The sequence below is a fragment of the Chryseobacterium sp. OV279 genome (genome assembly GCF_900128945.1).
Lineage (GTDB): Bacteria > Bacteroidota > Bacteroidia > Flavobacteriales > Weeksellaceae > Chryseobacterium.
On the sequence record NZ_FQUD01000004.1, the window covers coordinates 788,079 to 811,709 of the forward strand.

At 38.7% G+C, this 23,631-nt stretch carries 16 protein-coding genes and 1 riboswitch; of the genes, 14 read left to right on the forward strand and 2 right to left on the reverse strand.

What is annotated here, in order from left to right; translation table 11 throughout:
• Positions 1-215: 215 nt before the first annotated feature.
• The 3 genes from BUA72_RS20670 to BUA72_RS20680 all read left to right on the forward strand — a co-directional run bounded on the left by BUA72_RS20670 (position 216) and on the right by BUA72_RS20680 (position 3,163).
• A complete protein-coding gene (locus BUA72_RS20670; RefSeq protein WP_072924883.1) occupies positions 216-1,247 on the forward strand; it encodes an AAA family ATPase in 1,032 nt (343 codons plus the stop codon).
• Positions 1,248-1,346: 99 nt separating this feature from the next.
• Positions 1,347-2,669, forward strand: a complete 1,323-nt coding sequence (locus tag BUA72_RS20675) for a DUF58 domain-containing protein (RefSeq protein WP_072924885.1) — start codon at positions 1,347-1,349, stop codon at positions 2,667-2,669.
• Positions 2,670-2,743: 74 nt separating this feature from the next.
• Positions 2,744-3,163, forward strand: a complete 420-nt coding sequence (locus tag BUA72_RS20680; RefSeq protein WP_072924886.1) for an OsmC family protein — start codon at positions 2,744-2,746, stop codon at positions 3,161-3,163.
• Positions 3,164-3,216: 53 nt separating this feature from the next.
• Here BUA72_RS20680 and BUA72_RS20685 read toward each other — a convergent pair whose 3' ends face one another.
• Positions 3,217-5,832 (reverse strand): MGH1-like glycoside hydrolase domain-containing protein, encoded by a 2,616-nt coding sequence (locus BUA72_RS20685; RefSeq protein WP_072924888.1) that lies wholly within the window; start codon positions 5,830-5,832, stop codon positions 3,217-3,219.
• A 187-nt stretch (positions 5,833-6,019) separates the two neighbouring features.
• Positions 6,020-6,126, forward strand: a riboswitch (SAM riboswitch).
• A 61-nt stretch (positions 6,127-6,187) separates the two neighbouring features.
• Between BUA72_RS20685 and BUA72_RS20690 the strand changes: the two genes are divergently transcribed.
• The 6 genes from BUA72_RS20690 to metF all read left to right on the forward strand — a co-directional run bounded on the left by BUA72_RS20690 (position 6,188) and on the right by metF (position 15,043).
• The gene (locus tag BUA72_RS20690) at positions 6,188-7,180 is read left to right on the forward strand and encodes an alpha/beta fold hydrolase (protein WP_072924889.1); all 993 of its coding nucleotides are present in this window, start codon (positions 6,188-6,190) and stop codon (positions 7,178-7,180) included.
• A 5-nt stretch (positions 7,181-7,185) separates the two neighbouring features.
• Positions 7,186-8,724, forward strand: coding sequence for an ACT domain-containing protein (locus tag BUA72_RS20695; protein WP_072924891.1), 1,539 nt, complete (start codon positions 7,186-7,188; stop codon positions 8,722-8,724).
• Positions 8,725-8,941: 217 nt separating this feature from the next.
• Entirely contained in the window at positions 8,942-10,102 is a 1,161-nt protein-coding gene (locus tag BUA72_RS20700; protein ID WP_072924893.1) for an O-succinylhomoserine sulfhydrylase, read from the forward strand.
• A gap of 105 nt (positions 10,103-10,207) precedes the next feature.
• Positions 10,208-11,218 carry a homocysteine S-methyltransferase family protein gene (locus tag BUA72_RS20705; protein ID WP_072924894.1) on the forward strand — a complete coding sequence of 337 codons (1,011 nt, stop codon included), beginning with the start codon at positions 10,208-10,210 and terminating at the stop codon, positions 11,216-11,218.
• Between the two features lie 140 nt (positions 11,219-11,358).
• The gene (gene metH / locus BUA72_RS20710; protein ID WP_072924896.1) at positions 11,359-14,016 is read left to right on the forward strand and encodes a methionine synthase; all 2,658 of its coding nucleotides are present in this window, start codon (positions 11,359-11,361) and stop codon (positions 14,014-14,016) included.
• A gap of 67 nt (positions 14,017-14,083) precedes the next feature.
• Positions 14,084-15,043 (forward strand): methylenetetrahydrofolate reductase [NAD(P)H], encoded by a 960-nt coding sequence (gene metF, locus BUA72_RS20715; RefSeq protein WP_047454375.1) that lies wholly within the window; start codon positions 14,084-14,086, stop codon positions 15,041-15,043.
• Positions 15,044-15,093: 50 nt separating this feature from the next.
• On the opposite strand, the gene BUA72_RS20720 is transcribed toward metF, so the two are convergent.
• A complete protein-coding gene (locus tag BUA72_RS20720) occupies positions 15,094-16,248 on the reverse strand; it encodes a hypothetical protein (protein WP_072924897.1) in 1,155 nt (384 codons plus the stop codon).
• 89 nt (positions 16,249-16,337) lie between these two features.
• On the opposite strand from BUA72_RS20720, the gene folE reads away from it, so the two are divergent.
• The 5 genes from folE to BUA72_RS20745 all read left to right on the forward strand — a co-directional run bounded on the left by folE (position 16,338) and on the right by BUA72_RS20745 (position 23,521).
• Positions 16,338-17,006 carry a GTP cyclohydrolase I FolE gene (gene folE, locus BUA72_RS20725; protein ID WP_034725871.1) on the forward strand — a complete coding sequence of 223 codons (669 nt, stop codon included), beginning with the start codon at positions 16,338-16,340 and terminating at the stop codon, positions 17,004-17,006.
• A gap of 7 nt (positions 17,007-17,013) precedes the next feature.
• Positions 17,014-17,445, forward strand: a complete 432-nt coding sequence (locus BUA72_RS20730) for a DinB family protein (protein ID WP_047454379.1) — start codon at positions 17,014-17,016, stop codon at positions 17,443-17,445.
• Between the two features lie 121 nt (positions 17,446-17,566).
• Positions 17,567-19,033: a cysteine--tRNA ligase gene (gene cysS, locus BUA72_RS20735; protein ID WP_072924899.1), complete on the forward strand. Its 1,467-nt coding sequence runs from the start codon at positions 17,567-17,569 to the stop codon at positions 19,031-19,033.
• A gap of 527 nt (positions 19,034-19,560) precedes the next feature.
• Entirely contained in the window at positions 19,561-20,727 is a 1,167-nt protein-coding gene (locus BUA72_RS20740) for a T9SS type A sorting domain-containing protein (protein WP_072924901.1), read from the forward strand.
• A gap of 139 nt (positions 20,728-20,866) precedes the next feature.
• A complete protein-coding gene (locus tag BUA72_RS20745; RefSeq protein ID WP_072924902.1) occupies positions 20,867-23,521 on the forward strand; it encodes a 4-alpha-glucanotransferase in 2,655 nt (884 codons plus the stop codon).
• Positions 23,522-23,631 lie beyond the last annotated feature (110 nt).

Below are 23,631 nucleotides of genomic sequence, written 5' to 3' on the forward strand. Positions count from 1 at the left end.
ACATTGGTACATTATAAAGTAAGTAAGAGTCCCAACGGGACGATTTAACAAAAGATCGGATGAAGTCCGATATATGAAGTCCGATATATGACCGGATATATAGCCCGAGATATGAGCCGGATATATGATCGTGTATACGTAGTGGATTATATAAAGTCCGATAGATTAAACCAGATAGATTAGCCCCATAGACTAAAAACCACAAATAGAAAATTATGGACAACCTTGAAAATCAAAACATAGAAAAGCAAAGTTCTATCAATCTAAATAAACAGGAAGATCAGTTTCAGTCGAGAATTGATATGATCGAGCTTCGTGCCAGCTTAGACAGAGTAAAAACTGAAATAGCTAAAGTAATTGTCGGTCAGGAAAGCATGATCGAGCATCTTATTGCGGCACTTTTATCGAACGGTCACGTCCTGATTGAAGGAGTTCCGGGAGTGGCAAAGACTATTACGGCAAAGCTTCTCGCCAAAACAATAGATGTAGGCTTCAGCAGAATCCAGTTTACGCCGGATCTTATGCCTTCCGATATTTTGGGAACTTCAGTCTTCAGTGTAAAAAACTCTGAATTTGAATTTAAAAAAGGGCCGATCTTTTCCAGTTTTATATTAATTGATGAGATCAACAGATCCCCGGCGAAAACCCAGGCAGCCCTGTTTGAAGTCATGGAAGAAAGACAGATCACAATGGATGGAATCCGTTACATCATGGACGAACCATTCCTGGTAGTAGCAACGCAAAACCCGATAGAGCATGAAGGAACCTACAGGCTTCCTGAAGCACAGCTGGACCGTTTCCTGTTTAAAATCAATGTAGGATATCCAAATCTGGAAGAGGAGATCGCGATCATCAGAAATCAACACGAGAGTAGAAAAGAAGATAAGACAGAGGGAGTGAACCGTGTCATTACGGCCGAGCAGTTAAAAAGCTATCAGAATCTGGTAAAAGAGATTATTGTAGAGGCTCAGCTGATGGAATATATTGCGAAAATCATCGTCAATACAAGAGAAAACCAGTTCCTGTATCTCGGGGCTTCTCCAAGAGCTTCTCTGGCATTGCTTACGGCTTCAAAAGCCTTTGCAGCCATGAGAGGAAGAGATTTTGTTACCCCTGAAGACATCAAAGAAGCAAGCTACGCAGTATTAAGACACAGAGTCATTGTTTCTCCAGAACGCGAAATGGAAGGCTTAACGGTAGATGAAATTATACGTCAGATCTTAGAGGGAATAGAGATTCCGAGATAGAGCGTAGGGATTAGGATTTAGGGATTAGGTCTAGCAGGTAATTATTTATCACAGTTGAATCCTAGTCCCTAAATCCTATCCCCTAATCCCTTAAAAAAAATGAAGAACCTATACATCAATACACGATTTTTCTTTTCGCTCATCGGAGTGGGGGTACTGTATGTCCTTGCTTTTTTCTTTCCGGTTCTGATGTGGGCGGCTCACATTGTTCTGCTGATTTGTTTTCTGGCGGCAATGGTAGACTATCTTTTATTGTTTAATCAGAAAAAGGGAGTGCTTGCCCAGAGGATACTTCCGGAAAAACTGTCGAACGGGGATGAGAATTTTGTAAAGATTGATATTAAAAATAATTACAGTTTTAAGATCAGTACAAAAATCATTGATGAGATTCCGTTTCAGTTTCAGAAAAGAGATTTTTTAATTAAAAAAAATATAGAACCTGGTAGAAATACCTATTTCCAGTACAGCCTGGAGCCCAAGGAGAGAGGAGAGTACAGTTTCGGAAACCTGAATGTATATGTTTCTTCGCCATTGGGATTCGTTTCAAAAAGATTTAATTTCCAGAAAGATGCAATGCTGCCTGCCTATCCGTCTTTTGTACACCTCAGAAAATATGAACTGATGGCGTTGCAGAGTGAATTTATGCTCGGCGGAATCAAAAAGATCAGAAAACTGGGGCATACCATGGAATTTGAGCAGATCAAAGAATATGTTCCCGGGGATGATATCAGAACCATCAACTGGAAAGCTACATCCAAGACCAACCGATTAATGGTTAATCAGTTTCAGGATGAAAGATCACAGCGGATTTTTATTCTGATCGATAAAGGAAGGACCATGAAGATGCCTTTCAACGGATTAAGTCTGCTGGATTATTCAATCAATGCTGCCATGGCTCTGTCTCATATTATCCTTAAAAAAGGCGACCGTGCCGGAATGATGACCTTCTCTAAAAAGACAGAGAATAAAGTTGCTGCAGAAAATAAATCCGGCCAACTGAGAAAGATTTCGGAAGCTTTGTATAATATTAAAACAGACTTTTTTGAAAGTGATTTCAACCGCCTTTATCAGGATGTGAAATACTCTTTGAACCAGCGAAGTCTTGTGCTGTTGTTTACTAATTTTGAAACGCTTGATGGATTAAACCGTCAGTTAAAATACCTCCGCGGAATAGCCAAAAACCATCTTTTGGTGGTGATATTCTTCAAAAATTCAGAACTGCAGACCCTTATTCAGAAAAATCCTGAAAATATGCAGGAGATTTACGATGAAATCGTTGCAGAAAAATTTGAATTTGAAAAGAAACTGATCATTCAGGAACTCAGGAAGTATGGGATTTACACCGTGTATACGCTTCCTGAAAATTTAAATATCGACGTTATCAATAAATATCTTGAGATAAAAGCGCGGGGAATTTTATAATTTTGCATTCATCATAAATCTAATCACTCCGGTTCTGCTCACAGAGCCGAAGAAGTTTACAACAAAATTCGAAAATGAAAATAACACTAAACAGAATTAACGACGATTTTTTATTTGAGTGTACCAATTCCCAGGGGAATTCAATTCTTTTGGACAATACCTCACAGCCCGGAGCTAAAGGCGTTTCTCCAATGGAAAGTGTATTGATGGCTGTTGCCGGATGCAGCGGAATAGATGTAGTCGCTATCCTGAAAAAACAGCGTCAGGAAATCACAGGTTTCCAGGCAGAAGTAGAAGGCGAAAGAGTTCAGGTAGAAGATGCAAAACCTTTTAAATCTATTAAGGTGAGATTTCTTCTGGAAGGAAATATAGATCCTAAAAAAGCATCAAAAGCCGCTCAGTTATCTTTTGAGAAATACTGTTCTGTATCAAAAACTTTAGAGCCGAATGTAGAAATCGGGTATGAAGTTCTTGTGAACGGAGAAAAAGTTTAAATATTTTTTTAATTGATTATAAGCGGCCGGCCCATTCGGGCCGGCCGCTGCTTTTATACTGTTAATCTTGGTTTCATAAGCTTTGCTACCGTTGCCGTCCATCCTGTCTGATGGGAAGCCCCTACGCCGCGGCCGTTGTCTCCATGGAAATATTCAAAGAAAGTGATGTAATCCCTGAAATGTTCATCATAGTTAAATTTGGCATTTCCTCCGTTAAAAGGTCTTTGTCCGTCTTCATCCTTTAAAAACAACGAGCAGAGTCTGCGGCTGATATTCTGAGCCACTTCATCCAGATTCTTCTTCTCACCGCTCCCTGTTGGGAATTCTACTTTCAAACTGTTGCCATAATAGAAATGGAAACGCTGTAAACTTTCCACAATCAGGAAGTTAATAGGAAACCAGATCGGGCCGCGCCAGTTACTGTTTCCTCCGAACATACGGCTGTCACTCTCGGCAGGCGTATAGTAAACCACATTTTCCGTACCGTGAACTGAAAATACAAACGGATTTTCCTCATAGACTTTTGACATCGCACGGATTCCGTAAGAACTCAGGAATTCATTCTCATCAAGCATTCGTCTCAAAACCTTTGTCAGTCTGTTCTTACGAAGAATACTCATCAGATGTTTTCTGCCTTGTCCTTCCTCATCCCAGTGGGAAACTAACTTTGTAAGCTCCGGTTTATTTTTTAATACCCATTCCATTCTGGCTTTGAAATTGGGCATTTTATCCAGTAATTTATGATCTACAATTTCCACGGCAAACATCGGAATCAGACCGACAATACTTCTTAGCTTTAAAGAAACACTTTCTCCGTTTCCAAGCTGCAGTACATCATAGAAAAAGCCGTCTTCCTCATTCCATAGACCTTCTTTGCCTTCTCCAAGATTCTCCATAGCCTCAGCGATATAGAGATAATGCTCAAAAAACTTGATTGCCATATCCTCGTAAACCTGATAATACTGCGCGAGCTCCATTGCGATTCGCATCATATTAAGCGCATACATGGCCATCCAGCTGGTTCCGTCTGCCTGTTCCAGATGCTGTCCGTCTTTCAGTTCCATATTCCGGTCAAAAGCCCCGATATTATCCAGTCCAAGGAAACCACCGCCAAAAATATTGTTACCGCTTTTATCTTTTCTGTTCACCCACCATGTGAAATTCAGGAGAAGTTTCTGAAAAACTTTCTCGAGAAATAAAAGGTCAGGCTTACCGTTCTGCTTTTCATCAATTTTAAAAACCCTGAAGCAGGACCATGCATGTACGGGTGGATTCACATCGCTTAAATTCCATTCATAGGCTGGTAACTGACCGTTCGGATGCATATACCATTCTTTCGTAAGCAGAAGAAGCTGTCCCTTGGCAAATTCACCATCGATAATGGAGAAAGGAACACAGTGAAATGCCAGATCCCAGGTTGCATACCATGGATATTCCCATTTATCGGGCATAGAGATAATGTCCTTATTGTGAAGGTGGTTCCATTCCGTGTTTCTTACATAGTCATTGAAATTTCTTGGAGCCTGATGATTAGGGTCGCCTTTCAGCCATTTTCCGACGTTATAATGATAGAACTGCTTATTCCAGAGAAGTCCTGCAAAAGCCTGCCGCTGTACATTTCTTTCATCTTCATTCGTGGTTTCACTCTGAATTTCTTCATAAAACTCATTGGTTTCAGCAGCTCTTGTTGCGAAGATTTCGTCAAATTTTCCAAAAGGTTCATCCACCTCATCCGGACATAATCTGAAATCAAAAGTCTTTGACTGTCCCGCCCCGATGAGCTCATCAATGATAAAAGAAGCCTTAGTTCCTCTTTTCTCAGGATTTACCGTATTGCTTCCGTAGATGATATGATCATTGATCCCATCTTTAAAATAAGTATTTCCGGAATAAGGCGCACCATATAATTTAGGTGCATTCGTTTCATTTTCGCAGAAAACACTTTTCGCAGCCAGGTTTCTTGAGTAAAGTTTTTTAATCGAAATACTGTCATGATTGATGTCGATACATCCGTCGTAAGAAGCATTCAACTGTGCTTTATAGGTATTATAACCCCATTTCCAGTTGTTTCTGAACCAGGCCGTCGGAGCTACCACTATCGGAGCATCCTGCTGGCTTCTGTTATGAACCGTTACTCTGGCCAGGATGTCGTTGTGATCGGCTTTACAGTATTCAATGAAAATATCAAAATATTCATCGTTGTTAAAAATTCCCGTATCAAAAATTTCATACTCAGGTTCCTTTTTGCTTCGTCTTCCGTTTTCAGCAACGAGATCATCGTATGGAAATGCATTGATAGGATATTTATACACCATTTTCATATAGCTGTGAGTAGGTGTATTATCGAGGTAATAAAAGATTTCTTTGATGTCTTCCCCGTGATTTCCCTGAGGATTGCTCAGTCCAAAGAAACGTTCTTTTACTATTTTATCTTTCTTGTTCCAGAATGAAAAAGCAAAACAGAAGATCTGCTTCACATCAGAGATCCCTGCGATACCTTCTTCTCCCCATCGGTAAGCGTAGCTTTCGGCATTATTGTGATTCGCGTAGTGCCAGGCATTTCCGTTTGGGCTGTAGTCTTCACGGACGTTTCCCCACTGTCGGTTACTGACGTATGGCCCCCAGTTTTTCCATTTGGTATCTTGTAGTCTTTCTTTCTCAACAGTCATATTTCATCATTTTTTCAATACGAAGTTAGTTTTTTTGAAAAATAATTCCAATTCCTTTCATCTGAAGAATTCTTAACATAGCCTTGAAACACTTATGATTAGAGGCTTTTTAAATATTAAATATTTTTTCTTTTTTAATTTAAAAGAAAAGACATATCTTTGCAGAGCGTTCATTCAAATATTGAAAATGTTATCAAGAAAGGTTGAGGGATTAGACCCTATGAAACCTTAGCAACCCTTTGTGCAAGCAGAGAAGGTGCTACGTTCTACCAATTTATTTTGGACAGATAACTTACTGAAGTTCTTTTCAGCCATTTCCTGTGGCATTTTCAATTGTATTAAAATAATAATAGAATTGAAAACAGAACTAAACTATATAAATCTTTCGTATCAGACTTATTCCCAAAAGGAATACCATATCCCGTTGACTTATCAGATCTTCGGGAAAGACCTGTTTACAGCACCCATTATATTGATCAATCATGCCTTAACCGGAAATTCAAATGTTTCCGGAGAAAATGGATGGTGGAAACAACTGATTGGTGAAAATCAGGTAATCGATACGAATAAATACACAGTTCTCTGTTTCAATATTCCCGGAAACGGATTTGATCATTTTTTAATTGACGACTACGAAGACTTCACCCCTTCAGATATTGCTGAAATATTTCTGAAAGGTCTTGAAGCTTTACATATCAAAAATTTATATGCCATTATTGGAGGCTCTCTAGGAGGAGGAATCGCCTGGGAAATGCTAGCCAAAAAGCCACAGCTTGCAGAGATTTTTATCCCGATTGCCTGCGACTTCAGAACCCACGACTGGCTTCATGCACAGTGTCTCGTTCAGAAATTTCTGTTAAACGGAAATGATGAGCCTCTGCAGAAAGCAAGAATACACGCTATGTTGTGTTACAGAACTCCACAGTCCCTAAACGACAGATTTCAAAACAGATATCATCAGGAAAACAAACGGTTAGAGTCAGAAGACTGGCTTGTTTATCACGGAAATTCATTAAACGATAGATTTAGTTTAAAATCTTACAAGCTGATGAATCATCTCCTCATGAATATCAATACCTATGAAAACCAGCTCGAAAAGATCAGCGCACGAATGCACCTGATCGCTGTAGATACAGATTTATTTTTCCCTGCTTCAGAAATACGAATGTGCTTTGAACAGCTGAAAGAGAAAAACAAAGAGGTTTTCTATCATGAAATACAGTCAATTCACGGGCATGATGCCTTCTTAATGGAATACGAACAATTAAATAATATCATCAACAATATTTTCAGAATGAAAGGGAGCGAAAGCGAAACTCCATCTGATAATAACAAACAAAAAGTATAGAACAGATGAAAAATGCGAACGAAATAAAGTTTTTAAAAAACAGATCGATCATCAAGTTTGAAGGAGAAGATTTCCTGGGAGAAATAGGAATCGACGGAAGAATTTTTAAAGCGCTTACTTTAGCGAGAATCAGTGTGGGAGTGATCTCCCAGCAGGCTATTGAAAATGGGCTTTCTATTCTGGTCAATGAAGCCGACGCGGAAAAAGCAGTTGCCTGTCTGATCGATGAATTTGAAGCAGAAAGAAAATCAGGAAAAGTATCACAGATCTATAGCATCAATAATGTTTCCGTCCTTGGATTTGTAGCGGAAGATTTCAATAAAGTTTTAACGGAACTGGCAAGAAATAACGTTTTTCCACTTTTATTAAACCAGGTTGCAGGAGAAAACAGAGTGAATATTGTTGTAACCTCTTCCCAAGATGAGAAGACAAAGAATGTCATCGAATCCGAAATTTTCAAAAAACCGAAAACTGTTCATCTGGCGATCATTGGTCATGGAAATGTAGGAAAGACTTTAATAGAACAGGTTCTACAGTCTTCAGAAGAGATTAAAAGACGAAAAAAGATAGACCTGAAAGTAGTGGCAGTAGCCAATTCAAGAAAAATTGCTTTCAATAAAAAAGGCTTTAATGCAGATTGGAATAATGAGATTTTAACGGCAGAACACCCTTCAAACGTTGAAGAGTTGATCAACTTCTCAAAAGAAAATCAGTTGGAAAACCTTATCGTAGTAGACAACACAGCGAGCAAGGATTTTGTAAAAAACTATCATGCTTTAGCTGAAAATGGTTTTGACCTTGTTTCTTCTAATAAGATTTTCAACACACTTCCGATAGAAGAATACCGTAAACTAAGATATACGTTGAGTAAAAACAACAGACGTTATCTGTACGAAACCAATGTAGGAGCGGGACTTCCGTTAATTGACACCATCAAATTATTACACCTTTCGGGAGAAAATATTACCAGAATTAAAGGAGTGTTTTCTGGATCATTGAGCTATATCTTCAATAATTTCTCGGTAAGAGACAACAAGTTTTCAACCATCATCGGGGAAGCAATGGAAAAAGGATATACAGAACCGGATCCACGTGAAGACCTTTCTGGAAACGACGTAGCAAGAAAACTACTGATCCTCGCCAGAGAATTGGACCTGATCAATGAGTTTCAGGATATCAATATTCAGAATTTAATTCCTGAAGACCTTTTGGCAGTAGATAAAAATGAATTTATCTCAAGACTGGATGAGCTGGATGAAGAATATAAGAAAATCAAAGAAGGGCAGGAGCCTGGCCACGTACTTCGTTATGTAGGAGATCTTCACGGAGATCTTCAGAAGGACAAAGGTCAGCTTGATGTGAAACTGGTTTCTGTACCGGGAAGTTCTGCTTTAGGGCAGTTGAAAGGTTCAGATTCTATCTTTGAAATCTACACAGAAAGCTACGGTGAAAACCCAATCGTTATCATGGGAGCTGGTGCTGGAGCTCAGGTAACAGCAAGAGGCGTTTTCGGTGATATCTTAAGAGTAAGTGAAACTAAATAAATTGTATCATGTACAAAGTAAAATGTACAATGTATTTACTGATAACTAATTCTGAGTCCCAACGGGACGATTTAACATAGGATAGAATGAAATTCTATCAAACTATCAAACAAACATCAAAAAAAAGTAATTATTATTTTTTAGATAACATAACAATGACTCCCCATTGGTCGATTACCAAACAAAACACATTGTTATATTATTAAAATTAAACTATATGGAAAATTTTGAAACCTCCGCAATAAGAACCCAGACTGAAAGAACGCAGTTTGACGAACATTCTACGCCATTATATCTTACATCCAGCTTTATTTTTCAGGATGCGGAAGATATGAGAGCAAGTTTTGCCGAAGAAAAATCTAAAAACCTGTACAGTCGTTTTTCAAATCCGAATGTGACAGAATTCACAGATAAGATTGTAAAAATGGAAGGTGCAGAAGCAGGATATGCATTTGCAACAGGAATGGCGGCTATTTATTCTACGTTTGCCACTTTATTGGATGCGGGCGATCATATTGTAAGCTGTCAGTCGGTTTTTGGTTCTACCCATACTTTATTTACAAAGTATTTCCCGAAATGGAATATCGAAACAACCTATTTCAAAGCTGAAGATGCGGAGAATGTGGAACAATATATTAAACAGAATACCAAGATCTTATACCTTGAAACCCCTACCAATCCGGCTATTGAAATTCTGGATCTTGAGTTTTTCGGAAAGATCGCGAAAAAACATAACCTTATTTTTATTGTAGATAACTGTTTTGCAACACCTTATCTGCAACAGCCGATAAAATATGGTGCAGATGTTGTTGTACACTCTGCAACGAAACTGATTGACGGACAGGGTAGAGTATTGGGCGGTGTAGCCGTAGGAAAAGAGGACCTGATCAGAGAGATTTATCTTTTTGCAAGAAATACGGGACCTGCGATGTCACCTTTCAATGCATGGGTTTTATCAAAGAGCCTGGAAACATTGTCTATCCGTGTAGAAAAACATTGTGAGAATGCATTGAAGGTTGCTGAATTTTTAGAAAGCCACCCGAATGTAGAGTTGGTAAAATATCCGTTCTTAAAATCCCATCCGAGTTATGAAGTAGCGAAAAAGCAGATGAAGCTGGGGGGAAACATCGTAGCCTTTGAAATTAAAGGAGGAATTGAAGGCGGAAGAAACTTCCTTGATAAAATAAAGATGTGTTCTCTTTCTGCCAATTTGGGGGATACAAGAACCATCGTGACACATCCTGCATCCACAACCCATTCAAAACTGAGTGAAGATGAAAGAAATGAAGTAGGTATTACAGCTGGTCTTGTCCGTTGTTCCGTAGGTCTGGAATATATAGATGACATCATTGCAGATCTGAAACAGGCTTTAGATTAATTCAATAGAGTTCAGATTATTTGTTTGAAATAAATCAACGAGTCCCAACGGGACGATTTAACAAAGGATAGGACATCGTCCTATTTATTTATCATAGCAAAACATATGAAAAATTCAGAACAATTATATAAAGCAATATCCGAGAGAATTTTAATTCTCGATGGCGCAATGGGAACCATGCTTCAGCGCTACAAATTCGAGGAAGAAGACTACCGCGGAGAACGTTTCAAAGACTGGGAACATCCGGTAAAAGGAAATAATGACCTTCTTTCCCTGACACAGCCTCAGGCGATTGAGGAAGTTCACAGAAAATATCTGGAAGCAGGTGCAGACATTCTCGAAACCAATACATTTTCGGGAACCACCATTGCGATGGCAGATTATCACATGGAAGAACTGGTATACGAACTGAACTATGAGTCTGCAAAAATTGCCAGAAAAGTATGTGACGAATTTACGGCTCAAAATCCGGATAAACCAAGATTTGTGGCAGGCTCCATCGGACCGACCAACAGAACCGCAAGCTTAAGTCCGGACGTTAATGATCCGGGATACAGAGCAATCACTTTTGAAGAATTGAGAGTGGCTTACAAACAGCAGTGTGAAGCTTTACTGGATGGTGGTTCAGATATCCTTTTGGTCGAAACCATTTTCGATACCCTGAATGCAAAAGCAGCTTTGTTTGCTATTGATGAACTTCAGGATGAAAGAAATATAAAAATCCCGATCATGGTTTCAGGAACCATTACCGATGCTTCGGGAAGAACGTTGAGCGGACAGACTGCAGAAGCTTTTCTGATCTCTGTTTCACACCTGAACCTGTTAAGCGTAGGATTTAACTGTGCTTTAGGGGCGGATCAGCTTACTCCTTATCTGGAAACTCTGGCTCATAACTCAGAATTTTATGTTTCCGCTTATCCGAATGCTGGTCTTCCGAATGCTTTCGGGAAGTATGACGAAACACCGGAAGATATGGCGGGACAGATCAAAGAATATGTAGAGAAAGGATTGATCAATATTATCGGAGGATGCTGTGGTACAACGCCGGATCATATCAAAGCAATTTCAGACCTGGTGGCACAATATCCACCAAGAAAGACGAAAGAGTTTGTATAATCAGGCCGTTTTTAATTAAAACAAGAAATAGAAGCTGGCTTATAAAAAGTTTCCGCTGTTTACAACTTGAAGCAGAGCTATAGATCTGCTGAGACAGAATACAGACAGTACCTATTATAATTTAGCAGAATAAAAAATTAATGAAATATTTAAGATTATCAGGCCTTGAGCCTCTTATCATAACGCCGGAAAGTAATTTCATCAATGTTGGTGAAAGGACAAACGTTGCCGGTTCCAAAAAGTTTTTAAGACTGATAAAAGAGGAGAAATTCTCTGAAGCACTTGATATTGCCCGAAATCAGGTAGACGGAGGAGCACAGATCCTTGATGTCAACTTCGATGACGGATTGATCGATGGAAAAGCATCGATGATCAAGTTCCTGAATTTAATAGCTTCAGAACCGGATATTGCGAGAATTCCGGTGATGATAGACTCGTCCAAATGGGAAATCCTGGAAGCCGGACTTCAGGTAGCACAGGGGAAATGTGTGGTGAATTCTATCAGCTTAAAAGGAGGTGAAGAAGAATTCATCAAACAGGCCAAAGCGGTCAAAAGATATGGTGCTGCGGTTATCGTAATGGCATTTGACGAAACAGGTCAGGCAGACAATTATGATCGCAGACTTGAGATTTCAAAACGGTCGTATGATATTTTGGTAAATCAAATCGGTTTCCCGGCAGAAGATATCATTTTCGACTTAAATATTTTCCCTGTAGCAACGGGAATGGATGAGCACAGAAGAAATGCCATTGATTTTATTGAAGCTACAAGATGGGTGAGACAAAATCTTCCTTATGCTTCTGTGAGTGGTGGAGTAAGCAATGTTTCCTTCTCGTTCCGTGGAAATGATACGGTGAGAGAAGCGATGCACTCGGTATTTCTTTACCACGCCATCCAAGCTGGGATGAATATCGGGATCGTGAATCCTTCCATGCTGGAGGTCTATGACGAAATCAATAAAGAACTTTTAGGTCTTGTAGAAGATGTAATCCTTGATAAGAGAGAAGACGCTACAGAAAGACTGTTGGATTATTCCGAAAAACATAAATCTGTCAAGAAAGAAATCGTTGAAGATTTAGAATGGCGAACAAGACCTTTGCAGGAGAGAATTACCCATGCCTTGGTTAAAGGTATCGACCGTTTTATTGAAGAAGATGTTGAGGAAGCCAGACAACAGGCAGCAAGACCGCTTCATGTTATTGAAATTAACCTGATGACGGGAATGGGCGTTGTCGGAGATCTTTTCGGGAGCGGAAAAATGTTCCTTCCTCAGGTGGTAAAATCTGCGAGGGTAATGAAGAAAGCCGTTGCATATCTGCAACCTTATATTGAAGCTGAAAAAGACGGTGCAAGACCAGCCAACGGAAAAATTCTGATGGCGACGGTAAAAGGGGATGTTCACGATATCGGAAAAAATATCGTCAGCGTTGTTTTGGGCTGTAATAATTATGAAATAGTTGATCTTGGAGTGATGGTCCCGGCTGAAAAAATCATTCAGGCTGCCATAGAACATAAGGTTGATGTCATTGGTTTAAGTGGATTGATTACCCCAAGCTTAGATGAAATGGTATATATAGCCTCTGAATTAGAAAGACAAAACCTCAATTTTCCATTACTCATCGGTGGTGCAACGACTTCAAAAGCACATACCGCCGTGAAAATTGATTTAAAATATAAAAACGCAGTCGTTCACGTTAATGATGCGTCGAGAGCTGTGAATGTAGTGAGCTCGCTCTTAGGTGACAGGAATAAAGAATATGTGGATGATTTAAAAAGTGATTATTCTGATTTCAGAGAAAAATTTTTAAACAGACAAGTTGATAAAGACTATGTTACCATTCACGAAGCAAGAGAAAGTCACTTTACCATTGATTGGGAAAATGAAGAGATCTTTACGCCGAATCATTTAGGTGTAACCGTACTGGAAGATCAGGATTTGAGAGAATTGCTTCCGTTTATCGACTGGTCTCCGTTCTTCAGGAGCTGGGATCTGCATGGGAAATACCCGAATATCCTGGAAGATGAGGTGGTAGGTGTTCAGGCTAAAGAATTGTTTAAGGATGCTCAGGTTATTTTAAACAGAATTCTTGATGAGAAATTATTGAAGGCAAAAGCTATCTTCGGAATTTTCAAAGCGAATTCAAATGAAACGGATGATATCCTGATTTTTGACGAAAATAACGAAGAGCAGGCCAGATTCCTGACTTTAAGACAACAGGCTCAGAGATCAAAAGGAAAAGAATATTTAGCGTTAAGTGATTTTATAGCACCTCAGAGTTCAGGGAAAACTGATTATGTTGGGGCTTTTTGTGTCTGTACCGGATTTGGAACAGATGAACTTTCGGATGAATATGAAAAAGCCAACGATGATTACAATGCCATCATGGTAAAAGCCCTTGCCGATAGATTCGCAGAAGCCTACGCTGAATTTTTACACAAGAAAGTAAGAACGGAGTATTGGGGTTATGCCAATCAGGAAAGCCTAAGCAACGAAGACCTTATCGCCGAAAAATATAAAGGAGTCCGTCCTGCACCGGGATATCCTGCATGTCCTGACCATTTGGAAAAGAAAACCATCTGGGATCTTTTAAAAGTAGAAGAAAATACAGGTGTATTCCTGACAGAAAGCTTAGCCATGTTCCCGACGGCAGCAGTTTCCGGATATTATTTCGGGAGCCCGCACGCAAAATATTTCGGTCTCGGAAAAATTACAGAAGATCAGCTTAAGGATTATGCAAAAAGGAGAGGTTGCTCCATTGATGAAGCAAGAAGATGGTTATCTCCAAATTTAGCTTAAAAAGTTAATAATTGTGAGTCACCAACCTACTAGCCATCAACAAAAGAAAAAATAACTAAACTATAAAATGAAGATCACTGAACACATTAAAAACGCCAATGGGAAGACCTTATTCTCCTTAGAGGTAGTTCCACCCCAGAAGGGAATCGGGATTGAAGATCTGTATACCAATATAGATCCGCTTATGGAGTTTAAGCCGCCTTTTATTGATGTAACCACTTCCAGAGAAGAATATATTTATCTTGATAAAGGGAACGGGTTGATGGAGCGCCGTATCACCAGAATGCGTCCCGGAACCTTAGGGATTTGTGCCGCGATCCAGCATAAATATAATGTAGACACTGTTCCCCATCTTCTTTGCGGTGGTTTCACGAAAGAAGAGACAGAATATCTTTTGGTAGACTGTATGTATCTGGGAATAGAAAATATAATGGCTTTGAGAGGCGATGCGATGAAAGGACATCAATACTTCGAGCCTACACCGGGAGGTCACCCCAGTGCCATGGATCTCGTTCATCAGATTAATGATTTAGGAAGAGGAAAGTATCTCCATAATGATGAGGAAGCCTGTGACGAGCTGAACAAATTCTGTGTTGGAGTGGCCGGATATCCTGAAAAACATATGGAAGCACCTTCCATGAATTATGATCTGAAATGGCTGAAACAAAAAGTAGATGCCGGAGCAGATTATATCGTCACCCAAATGTTTTTTGATAATAAACGGTTTATTGAATTTGTGACAAAGGCAAGAGAAATGGGAATTACAGTGCCTATTATCCCGGGTATCAAACCCATTGCAACCAAAAAGCATTTAAAAATCCTTCCACAGATATTCAAAATTGATCTTCCTGAAGAGCTGATCAATGAAGTGGAAAAGGCCAAAAACAACGAGGCTGTCAAACAGATCGGTGTGGAATGGGCCATTAACCAATGCAGAGAACTTTTGGATTTCGGAGTTCCTGTGCTGCACTTTTACTCCATGGGGAAAAGTGATAATATTAAAAAAGTAGCCGGAGAGCTATTCTAATAGAGTATCTAATGAAAGGAGCCCTGCCATAAAATGGCAGGGTTTTTTATTTAAAGGATAGGATGTCTTTCAAATTCTTTATTGCGGTCAAATAGATACCGGTATGTAGCCAGTTTTCTGGTAACCGTCGTATCGAGACTTTCTGCAATTTTTATCATTTTAGGATTAAAATCTCCGATCCACTGAAGTTCCGTCGTCTTGAAATCCGTATGTTTTCTCAGGTGCTGCGTTCCTTCCCAGATCATATACCCATCAATTCCTTTCTTCTGCCATTCCGGAATAACGCCGAAAACCAGACCGACCATCTTTTCATTCTTCGTGAATTGTTTTATCCACAAAAACTTGAGTTTTTCCACAATCCCGAATCGGCCGTTCAGATATTTGAACCACTGGTTTACATCCGGAAGATTCATCCACATCGCAATAGGTTTTTCATTTTCGTAAACGAACCACGAAATATGTTCATTAATGATAGGTTTCATGGTGTTAAACATTTTTAGAACTTTTGCTTCCTCCAGCTGTTTACCCTCTCCATGACAGGCCCATGCCTGATTATAAATTTCCGTAAAATCTTTTGCGAATTTTGGCAGATCATTTTTCTTCATCGGTCTTGCTGAGATCGCAGGATTTCTGCTGTGCTTGGTATGCATGAGTGTGAAAATCCTTGAAACTTCTGCGAAAATGGGTCTTGAAAAACACAGCTGCTCGAAATACATTCTGAAGCCATAATTTTCAAACAGATCTTTGTAATAAGGGAAATTATAATTCATTCCGAAGAGCGGCTCATCAAAACCTTCCGTTAAAAGTCCCCAGAATTTATCCCTTTCTCCAAAATTGATGGGCCCATCCATGGCTTCCATACCTCTTTCCTGAAGCCACATTTTGCAGTGATCGAAAATGAAATCAGCGGTTTTCTGATCATGAATACAGTCGAAAAACCCGATGCCTCCTGTAGGCTGTTTCTGTTCGTAAGGGGCTGAGATGAAAACGGCCACTTTTCCCACTACTTTATCCTGTTTGTTCTTAAATAAAAAGCGGGCACATTCTCCTTCTTCGAAAGATTTATTTTTTTCAGGATCAAAAATCTCTTCGATGTCCTGATTTCGGGGTCTTATATAGTGTTTGTCGTGCCGGTAAAGTTGGGCGGGGAATTCTAAAAAGTCCTTTTTCTGTTTTTCGTTCTGTACTTCTTCGACAATAATCATAGGCTAAGTTGAGAATGGACAATGTTTTTCGTTCAAATTGAAATCGATGAACAGATTTTATCCGTATTTTTGTTGCAAATTAAATAAAAATGGTTGATTTTACCGATAACGACGATGATATTTTCACTGGAAAAGAACATACGCCTATTAGGAAAGATGCATTTGATAAATCGCCACAGGAAAAAATAGAAAAAATTACCGAACTTTTCGGTGAAATTATGGAAACACTGGGGATGGATATGACGGATGATTCTTTGAAGGATTCTCCGAAGCGTGTTGCCAAAATGTATGTGAATGAAATTTTTGGAGGTCTTCTTCCCGAAAACAAACCGGGAATTTCCACATTTTCCAATAAATATAAATACCGCCAGATGCTGGTGGAAAAGGATATTACCGTGTATTCTTTCTGTGAACACCACTTTCTGCCGATCATCGGAAGAGCCCACGTAGCCTATATTTCAAACGGTGAAGTGATTGGCCTTTCCAAGATCAACAGAATTGTGGATTATTATGCAAAAAGACCGCAGGTTCAGGAAAGACTGACGATGCAGATTGTAGATGCTTTGAAAGAAGCATTAGGTACCAAAGATGTAGCCTGTATCATTGATGCAAAACATTTATGTGTGAACTGCAGAGGAATAAAAGATACAGCAAGTTCTACCATCACGGCAGAATTAAGCGGTATTTTCAGAACCAATCCTATCACCAGACAGGAATTCCTGCATTATGTGGGAAGTCATGCTAAATTAGATTATTAGTAAACAGATGAACTATCAGATCCTTAAAAATATTGTTGATGCCGAACTTCAGAGGTTTGAAACCATTTCTGAGGAAGATTGGAATTATAAAATTTCGCCTGAAAAATGGTCGAAAAAAGAAATTTTAGGCCATCTTTGTGATAGTGCATTCAGTAATATCAGGCGATTTGTAGTCACCCAGTATAAGGAAAATGATAATATTGTATATGATCAGGATTTTTGGGTAAAAGCACAGAATTATCAGAATATTCCGGTTTCAGAGATCATTGGTCTTTGGAAGTCATTGAATTTTCAAATTGTGCATACCGTAGAAAATATCCCGGATGAAGCTTTGCAGAGAACCTGTGATACTACAAAAACAGTTCCTCAGACCTTCACACTGGAGTATATTATCCAGGATTATATAGATCATCTTCAGTATCACTTAAAAGCAATTTAATAATGGTCATATTTAAAAAAGTTTCAAATAAAATTTTTCTCACAACAATTATTTGTTGTGGATAGAATTATTTTAACTAATTTTTAAATCCTTTAATCATTGAATCTTTTAACTTAAAAAAATGCAATTAAAATTATATAACTCTCTTACCGGAGAAAAAGAAATATTCAAACCCATTTTAGAAGGAAACGTAGGAATGTATGTCTGCGGACCTACCGTGTACAGCAATGTGCATTTGGGGAATGTAAGAACCTTCCTTTCCTTTGATTTTATCTACCGTACTCTGATCCATTTAGGGTATAAAGTAAGATATGTAAGAAATATCACCGATGCAGGTCACCTTACAGACGATGGAAATGTTGAAAACGACAGATTCGTGAAACAGACCCGTCTGGAAAAGCTGGAACCAATGGAAATCGTACAGAAATATACCGTGGATTTTCATAAAGTTTTAGAAATGTTCAACCTGCTTCCTCCGAATATCGAACCTACCGCGACAGGTCATATCGTAGAACAGATCGAGCTTACACAGAAGCTTATCGAAAGAGGTTTTGCCTATGAAAGCAACGGTTCTGTCTATTTCGATGTTTTGGAATACAATAACAGAGGTTTAAACTACGGTGAACTTTCAAAACGTAACATCGAAGAACTTTTTGCCAACACCCGTGATCTTGACGGACAGGGTGAAAAGAAAAACCCACAGGATTTTGCCCTATGGAAAAAAGCATCTCCTGCTCACATTATGAGATGGAATTCCCCTTGGGGCGAAGGTTTTCCGGGATGGCACCTTGAATGTACTGCCATGAGCACAAAATATCTGGGTGAAAAATTTGACATCCACGGCGGCGGAATGGATCTGAAATTCCCACACCACGAATGTGAAATCGCACAGGGGAAAGCCTGCAATGATACCGCTCCGGTGAATTACTGGATGCATGCCAATATGCTGACGATGAATTCCCAGCGTATGAGTAAATCTACAGGAAATTATATCCTTCCGATGCAGTTGGTAACGGGCGAAAACGACTTCTTTGAAAAGCCTTTCCATCCTACCATCGTACGTTTCTGCTTCCTGCAGGCACACTACAGAAGTGTGCTGGATATTTCGAATGATGCGATGATTGCGAGCGAAAAAGGTTTTATCAGATTAATGGAAGCCATTAAAGTATTAAACTCAATCACTCCTAATGACGAAAAGGAGTCTGGTTTTGATCTTAAAGAGTGGAAAACCAAAGCGTATGATGCCTTAAATGATGATTTCAATTCTCCGATTCTGATCGCTCATTTATTTGAAGCAGTAAAATATATTTTTGCTTTAAATGATGAGAAAGAAACAATTTCTTCTGAAGATCTTGAAGATTTAAAAATAACGCTGAATGCTTTTGTATTCGATGTGTTGGGACTTCAGAATGTGGAAGAAAATAATAACGAGAAGCTTGATCAGACCTTAAAGGTTTTAATTGAACTGAGAAATCAAGCCAGAAAATCAAAAAACTTCGACCTTTCAGACCAGATCAGAGACAAACTGCTTGCTGAAGGTATTGAATTAAAAGATGGGAGAGACGGAACCACTTACGTTCTGAATTAACCGCAAAAATAAATAGTACAGCTCCCGAAGCTCGTGTAGATTCTACAGATCATATCATAAAAATCTGTTGTAATCTGTGTGATCTGCGGGAGTTTTTTTATGCTTATACTTCAGTAATTTCTTACTTTTTATTATCTCTCGCAGATGTAAAGGATCTTGCAGATTTAATCCGAAGACCTTCCTCACGTCGGCGGAGCAGACAATCTTTGCTCCTTTAAATAAACGCAGTTTTATAATAAACCTTTGCGTTTAAAAAAAAACACAAATTCCACTAATCCTTTTTCACGAATAACACGAATGTTACAGTCTTTAATTAGTGATATTTGTGAACACATTTGTGCTATTTGTGTTTAAATTGAAGTTTAATGAATAAAATCGTGTTATTTATGTTTCTAGAAAAAATAGATTATCATAATATCAATGTTTAGATTAAATGATTGTAAATACTGCTATTTTTTTATGATACCATTGGTAATTTATGTAACTTAGTCATACTAAAATCATTACGAATCTAAATTCTACATTGTATGAAAAAACATTTATTCCCTCTTTTCCTGCTTGTGTTAGGTGCCAACGCCCAGGCACAGCAGGATTTTTTCGCGATTGCCGGAAAAGATACCTCCAGCATTGTTTTCAGTGATTTCCGTGTGATGGATGCCACTAATGGTAATTCCGGAGATAAACTGTTTTCTGTAGATGCTGTTGCAAAAGTATTTTCTCAGGAAAGAAAAGGTAACGTGTCGGAAGACAAGAATTCCTACAACCATTCACAGGCGACTACCATGGCGGCTCTGGCTTATGACCCGATGAACAATAACCTGGTGTATATGCCGATGTTTTCGTCCAATATCTATATTTTGAATGCGAAGACAAAGGAAATTACACTGGTTGAAAATACGGTGACCAAAGTTACATCGTGTGATATCAATTCCCATATCACAAGAATGACCGCAGGATATGACGGAAATATTTATGCCCTGAACAATGCAGGATCTCAGCTTTTGCAGATCAGTAGGAAAGGCAGCCAGTACACCGTTAATGATCTTGGGATTATTAAGGATGATGCTTCCAATGGTAAGAATTCATTCACGGCTATTGAAACAGGCTTTGGTGGCGATATGATTGCAGATGCTGAAAATAATTTCTATGTCTTCTCGGCTTCCGGAAATGTCTTTAAAGTGGTAGCCAAAGAACTGAAAGCAAAATTTGTGGGTAAAATCTCCGGTCTTCCGGAAAATTATTCAGTCAACGGATCTGCAGTTAATGCCAGTGGAAAAGTAGTTATTGCGAGTGCTAAAGGAGATAGTCTGTATGAAGTAGACTTAACTACTCTTCAGGCGAAAGTACTTCCTGGTGGAGAAAAACCGCATATTTATGATCTGGCGAGTAAATATTTTGCTAATGACAGAGCAACGGCAGTTAATACATTGGCGAATATCGATATCTATCCGACGAAAGTGGATGAACATTTCATTAACATCAACGTCAATGATCAAAAGATAAAAGGAAATATTCTCCTGAATGTTTTCGATATTTCCGGGAAAAATGTGATGAAACAGAAGCTGTCTATAAAAGACGGTTCGCTCAATCAGCAGGTTTATTTGAAAAGTCTTGTCAATGGAGCCTATATCGTGAATATTACAGATGAATCCGGTAAAGCTTTATTAAACAAAAAAATTCTGGTAACGGAATAATAAAGACAGAGATTTCATTAAACTCTATTAAAATTTAAAACCTTTTCAACTTATTTTGGAAAGGTTTTTTTAATGATTATTTGATCTTCAATAAGTTTTATTTTTCGATATTAAAATGTATTTTTATAAAAAAATATAGATGAAGTTATACTTTAATGTAGGATATAATGCAAAGGCCGGGCAGAATCTGCAGCTGTTGATTGTAGATGACAAAGGCGCTGCAGTCCAGACTCATACCTTATTTTATGCAGAAAACGGCATTTGGAAATGTGAGGTAGATTATTTCTCAAAATCAGTGTCCTATAAATATCAGGTTTCAGACGAAAAAGGAAATGTTCTGAGAGAAGAATTTGTTCTGCATCATCTTAATTTCCCCCATAACTACAAGGAGTTTATTATTTTCGATGAATGGAGTAATAAAAATTTCCCTGAAAACTATTTAAACAATAAAATTCTTTATAATAAGCTCAATCAGTTTGTGCCTGAAAAAGCGACGGTTTTAAAAAAGCACACCCATTTATTCAGAATAGAAGCCCCTGTTTATAACCCGGACTGGAAGATTGCACTGTTCGGAAGTACGGCTTCTTTAGGAAACTGGAATTACGAAAAAGTAATCCATCTTTCGCAGACCGATTTTGGGATTTGGGAAGCTTCTGTTGAAATTCCTGAGAACGAATTTATTCAGTTTAAATATTGCCTTTACGATACAAAAGAAGGTAGAGTAATTGATGTGGAGACCGGGGAAAACAGATTCACCCTTGCTAATCTGCTTCCGGATGTTCTGCAGATTGTTTCCAATCATTATTTTAAATTCAGGTCCTATCAGATGTATCATGATGCCGGAGTAGCGGTTCCTGTCTTTTCTTTGAGAAGTGAGAACGGTTTCGGAGTTGGAGAATTTTCAGATCTTAAAAATCTTGCCGACTGGACGAGTGAGACCAATCTAGGAATTATTCAGATCCTTCCGATTAACGATACCACGGCCAATTATTCCTGGACGGATTCTTACCCTTACGCGGCAGTTTCTGTTTATGCGTTGCACCCACAATATATTTCACTGGAAAACCTTGATTTTCCTTTACCGGAAGAATTAGTTTCTGAATACCAGTCTGAGAAAGAGACGTTAAACGCTCTGGATCTGATCGATTATGAAAAAGTAATGGCCGGCAAATGGAAATTTTTAAGAGCGGTTTTCAACGCTGAAAAAGAAAAAATTTATAAAGACAGAGGCTTCAAAAAATTTATAAAAGACAATGAGCACTGGCTCGTTCCTTATGCTGCTTTTTGCGTGTTGAGGGATAAATATAAAACGCCCAACTTCAACGACTGGAAAACCCACAAGAAATATATTGCCGGTAAAATTTCTCAGTTCTTTGCTGTAAAAAGTAAAGATTATGATGCTTCCATGCTTCATGCGTGGGTTCAATACCAGTTGCATCTACAACTGAAAGATGCAGTAGACTATACTCACAGTTTAGGGGTTTCGTTAAAAGGTGATCTTCCGATTGGTATTTACAGACATTCTGTGGAAGCCTGGACAGAGCCTGAACTTTTCGGAATGGATTTCCAGGCCGGAGCACCGCCGGATCAGTTTACAGAACTGGGACAAAACTGGGAATTCCCGACTTACAACTGGGAGGCGATGAAGGAAGACGACTACCGATGGTGGAAAAACAGATTCAAAGCATTGGAGCAGTATTTCGATGCGATGAGAATCGATCATATTTTAGGGTTTTTCAGGATATGGAGAATGCCGATATCTGCCACACAGGGGATTTTAGGATATTTTTATCCTGCTGTTCCAATTGTTGTGGATGAATTTAAAGCCAGACATATTCCGTTTGATTTTAACCGGTATTGTAAACCTTTCATCAATGATAAAATTCTGTGGAAATATTTCGGTGAAGAGAGTAACGCTGCGCTTGAATTTATTAACAATAATAATGATGGGACTTATACTTTTAAAGAAGAATTTGATACCCAAAGAAAACTGACCGATTTTTTCAAAAAGAATCCAAAAGGTGCTGTTGAAGAAAAACTGGTTTCACTGTGTGCCAATGTTTTGTACCTGACTGAAGAGAGGAATGGGGAAACAGTCTATCATCCGAGATTTAACGTTTACAGTACAGATTCTTATCAATACCTTCCTGAATGGGAGCAAAGAGTAATCTATGATCTGTATCACGACTACTTCTTCAGAAGACAGGATCATTTGTGGTATGAAAAAGCAATGGAGAAACTTCCGGTGATTCTGAATGCTACCAAAATGCTAATCTGTGGTGAAGATTTAGGAATGGTTCCGGCCTGCGTGCCTATAGCGATGGACGAGCTGGCGATTATCGCCTTAAAAGTTCAGCGTATGCCTTCGGATAATATTCCGTTCTACAATCCTAAAAATGCGGATTATATGAATGTAGTCACCGCATCTTCCCATGACAGTTCTACGCTGAGACAATGGTGGAAAGAAGATCCGGCTTTGACTCAGAAATATTTTAACCAGCAGCTGATCCAGTATGGGAAAGCCCCTGAAGAAATGAATGCTCATCTGGCAGAAATTATAATGAAGCAACATCTTTACAATGATGCGATGCTGGCAATTTTCCCGATTCAGGAGTTCCTGGCAACCGATCCGGAACTTACCAATCCGAATGTGGATAACGAAAGGATCAATAATCCTGCGGTTTTCCCGCATTACTGGCGATACAGGATGCATCTGAACCTTGAGGATCTGAAAGGAAAGAAAGAATTCAATGAAAAAATAGCTTATTGGATAAAAGATAGTGGAAGAGTATAAATTTAACATTTGATTATCAATTAGTTAATGATAAATTAAAAGAAGTTTGATCTTAGGATTTAACTTCTTTTTTTTATTTACATCCAAAAGATAGAATAGAGATATTCTGC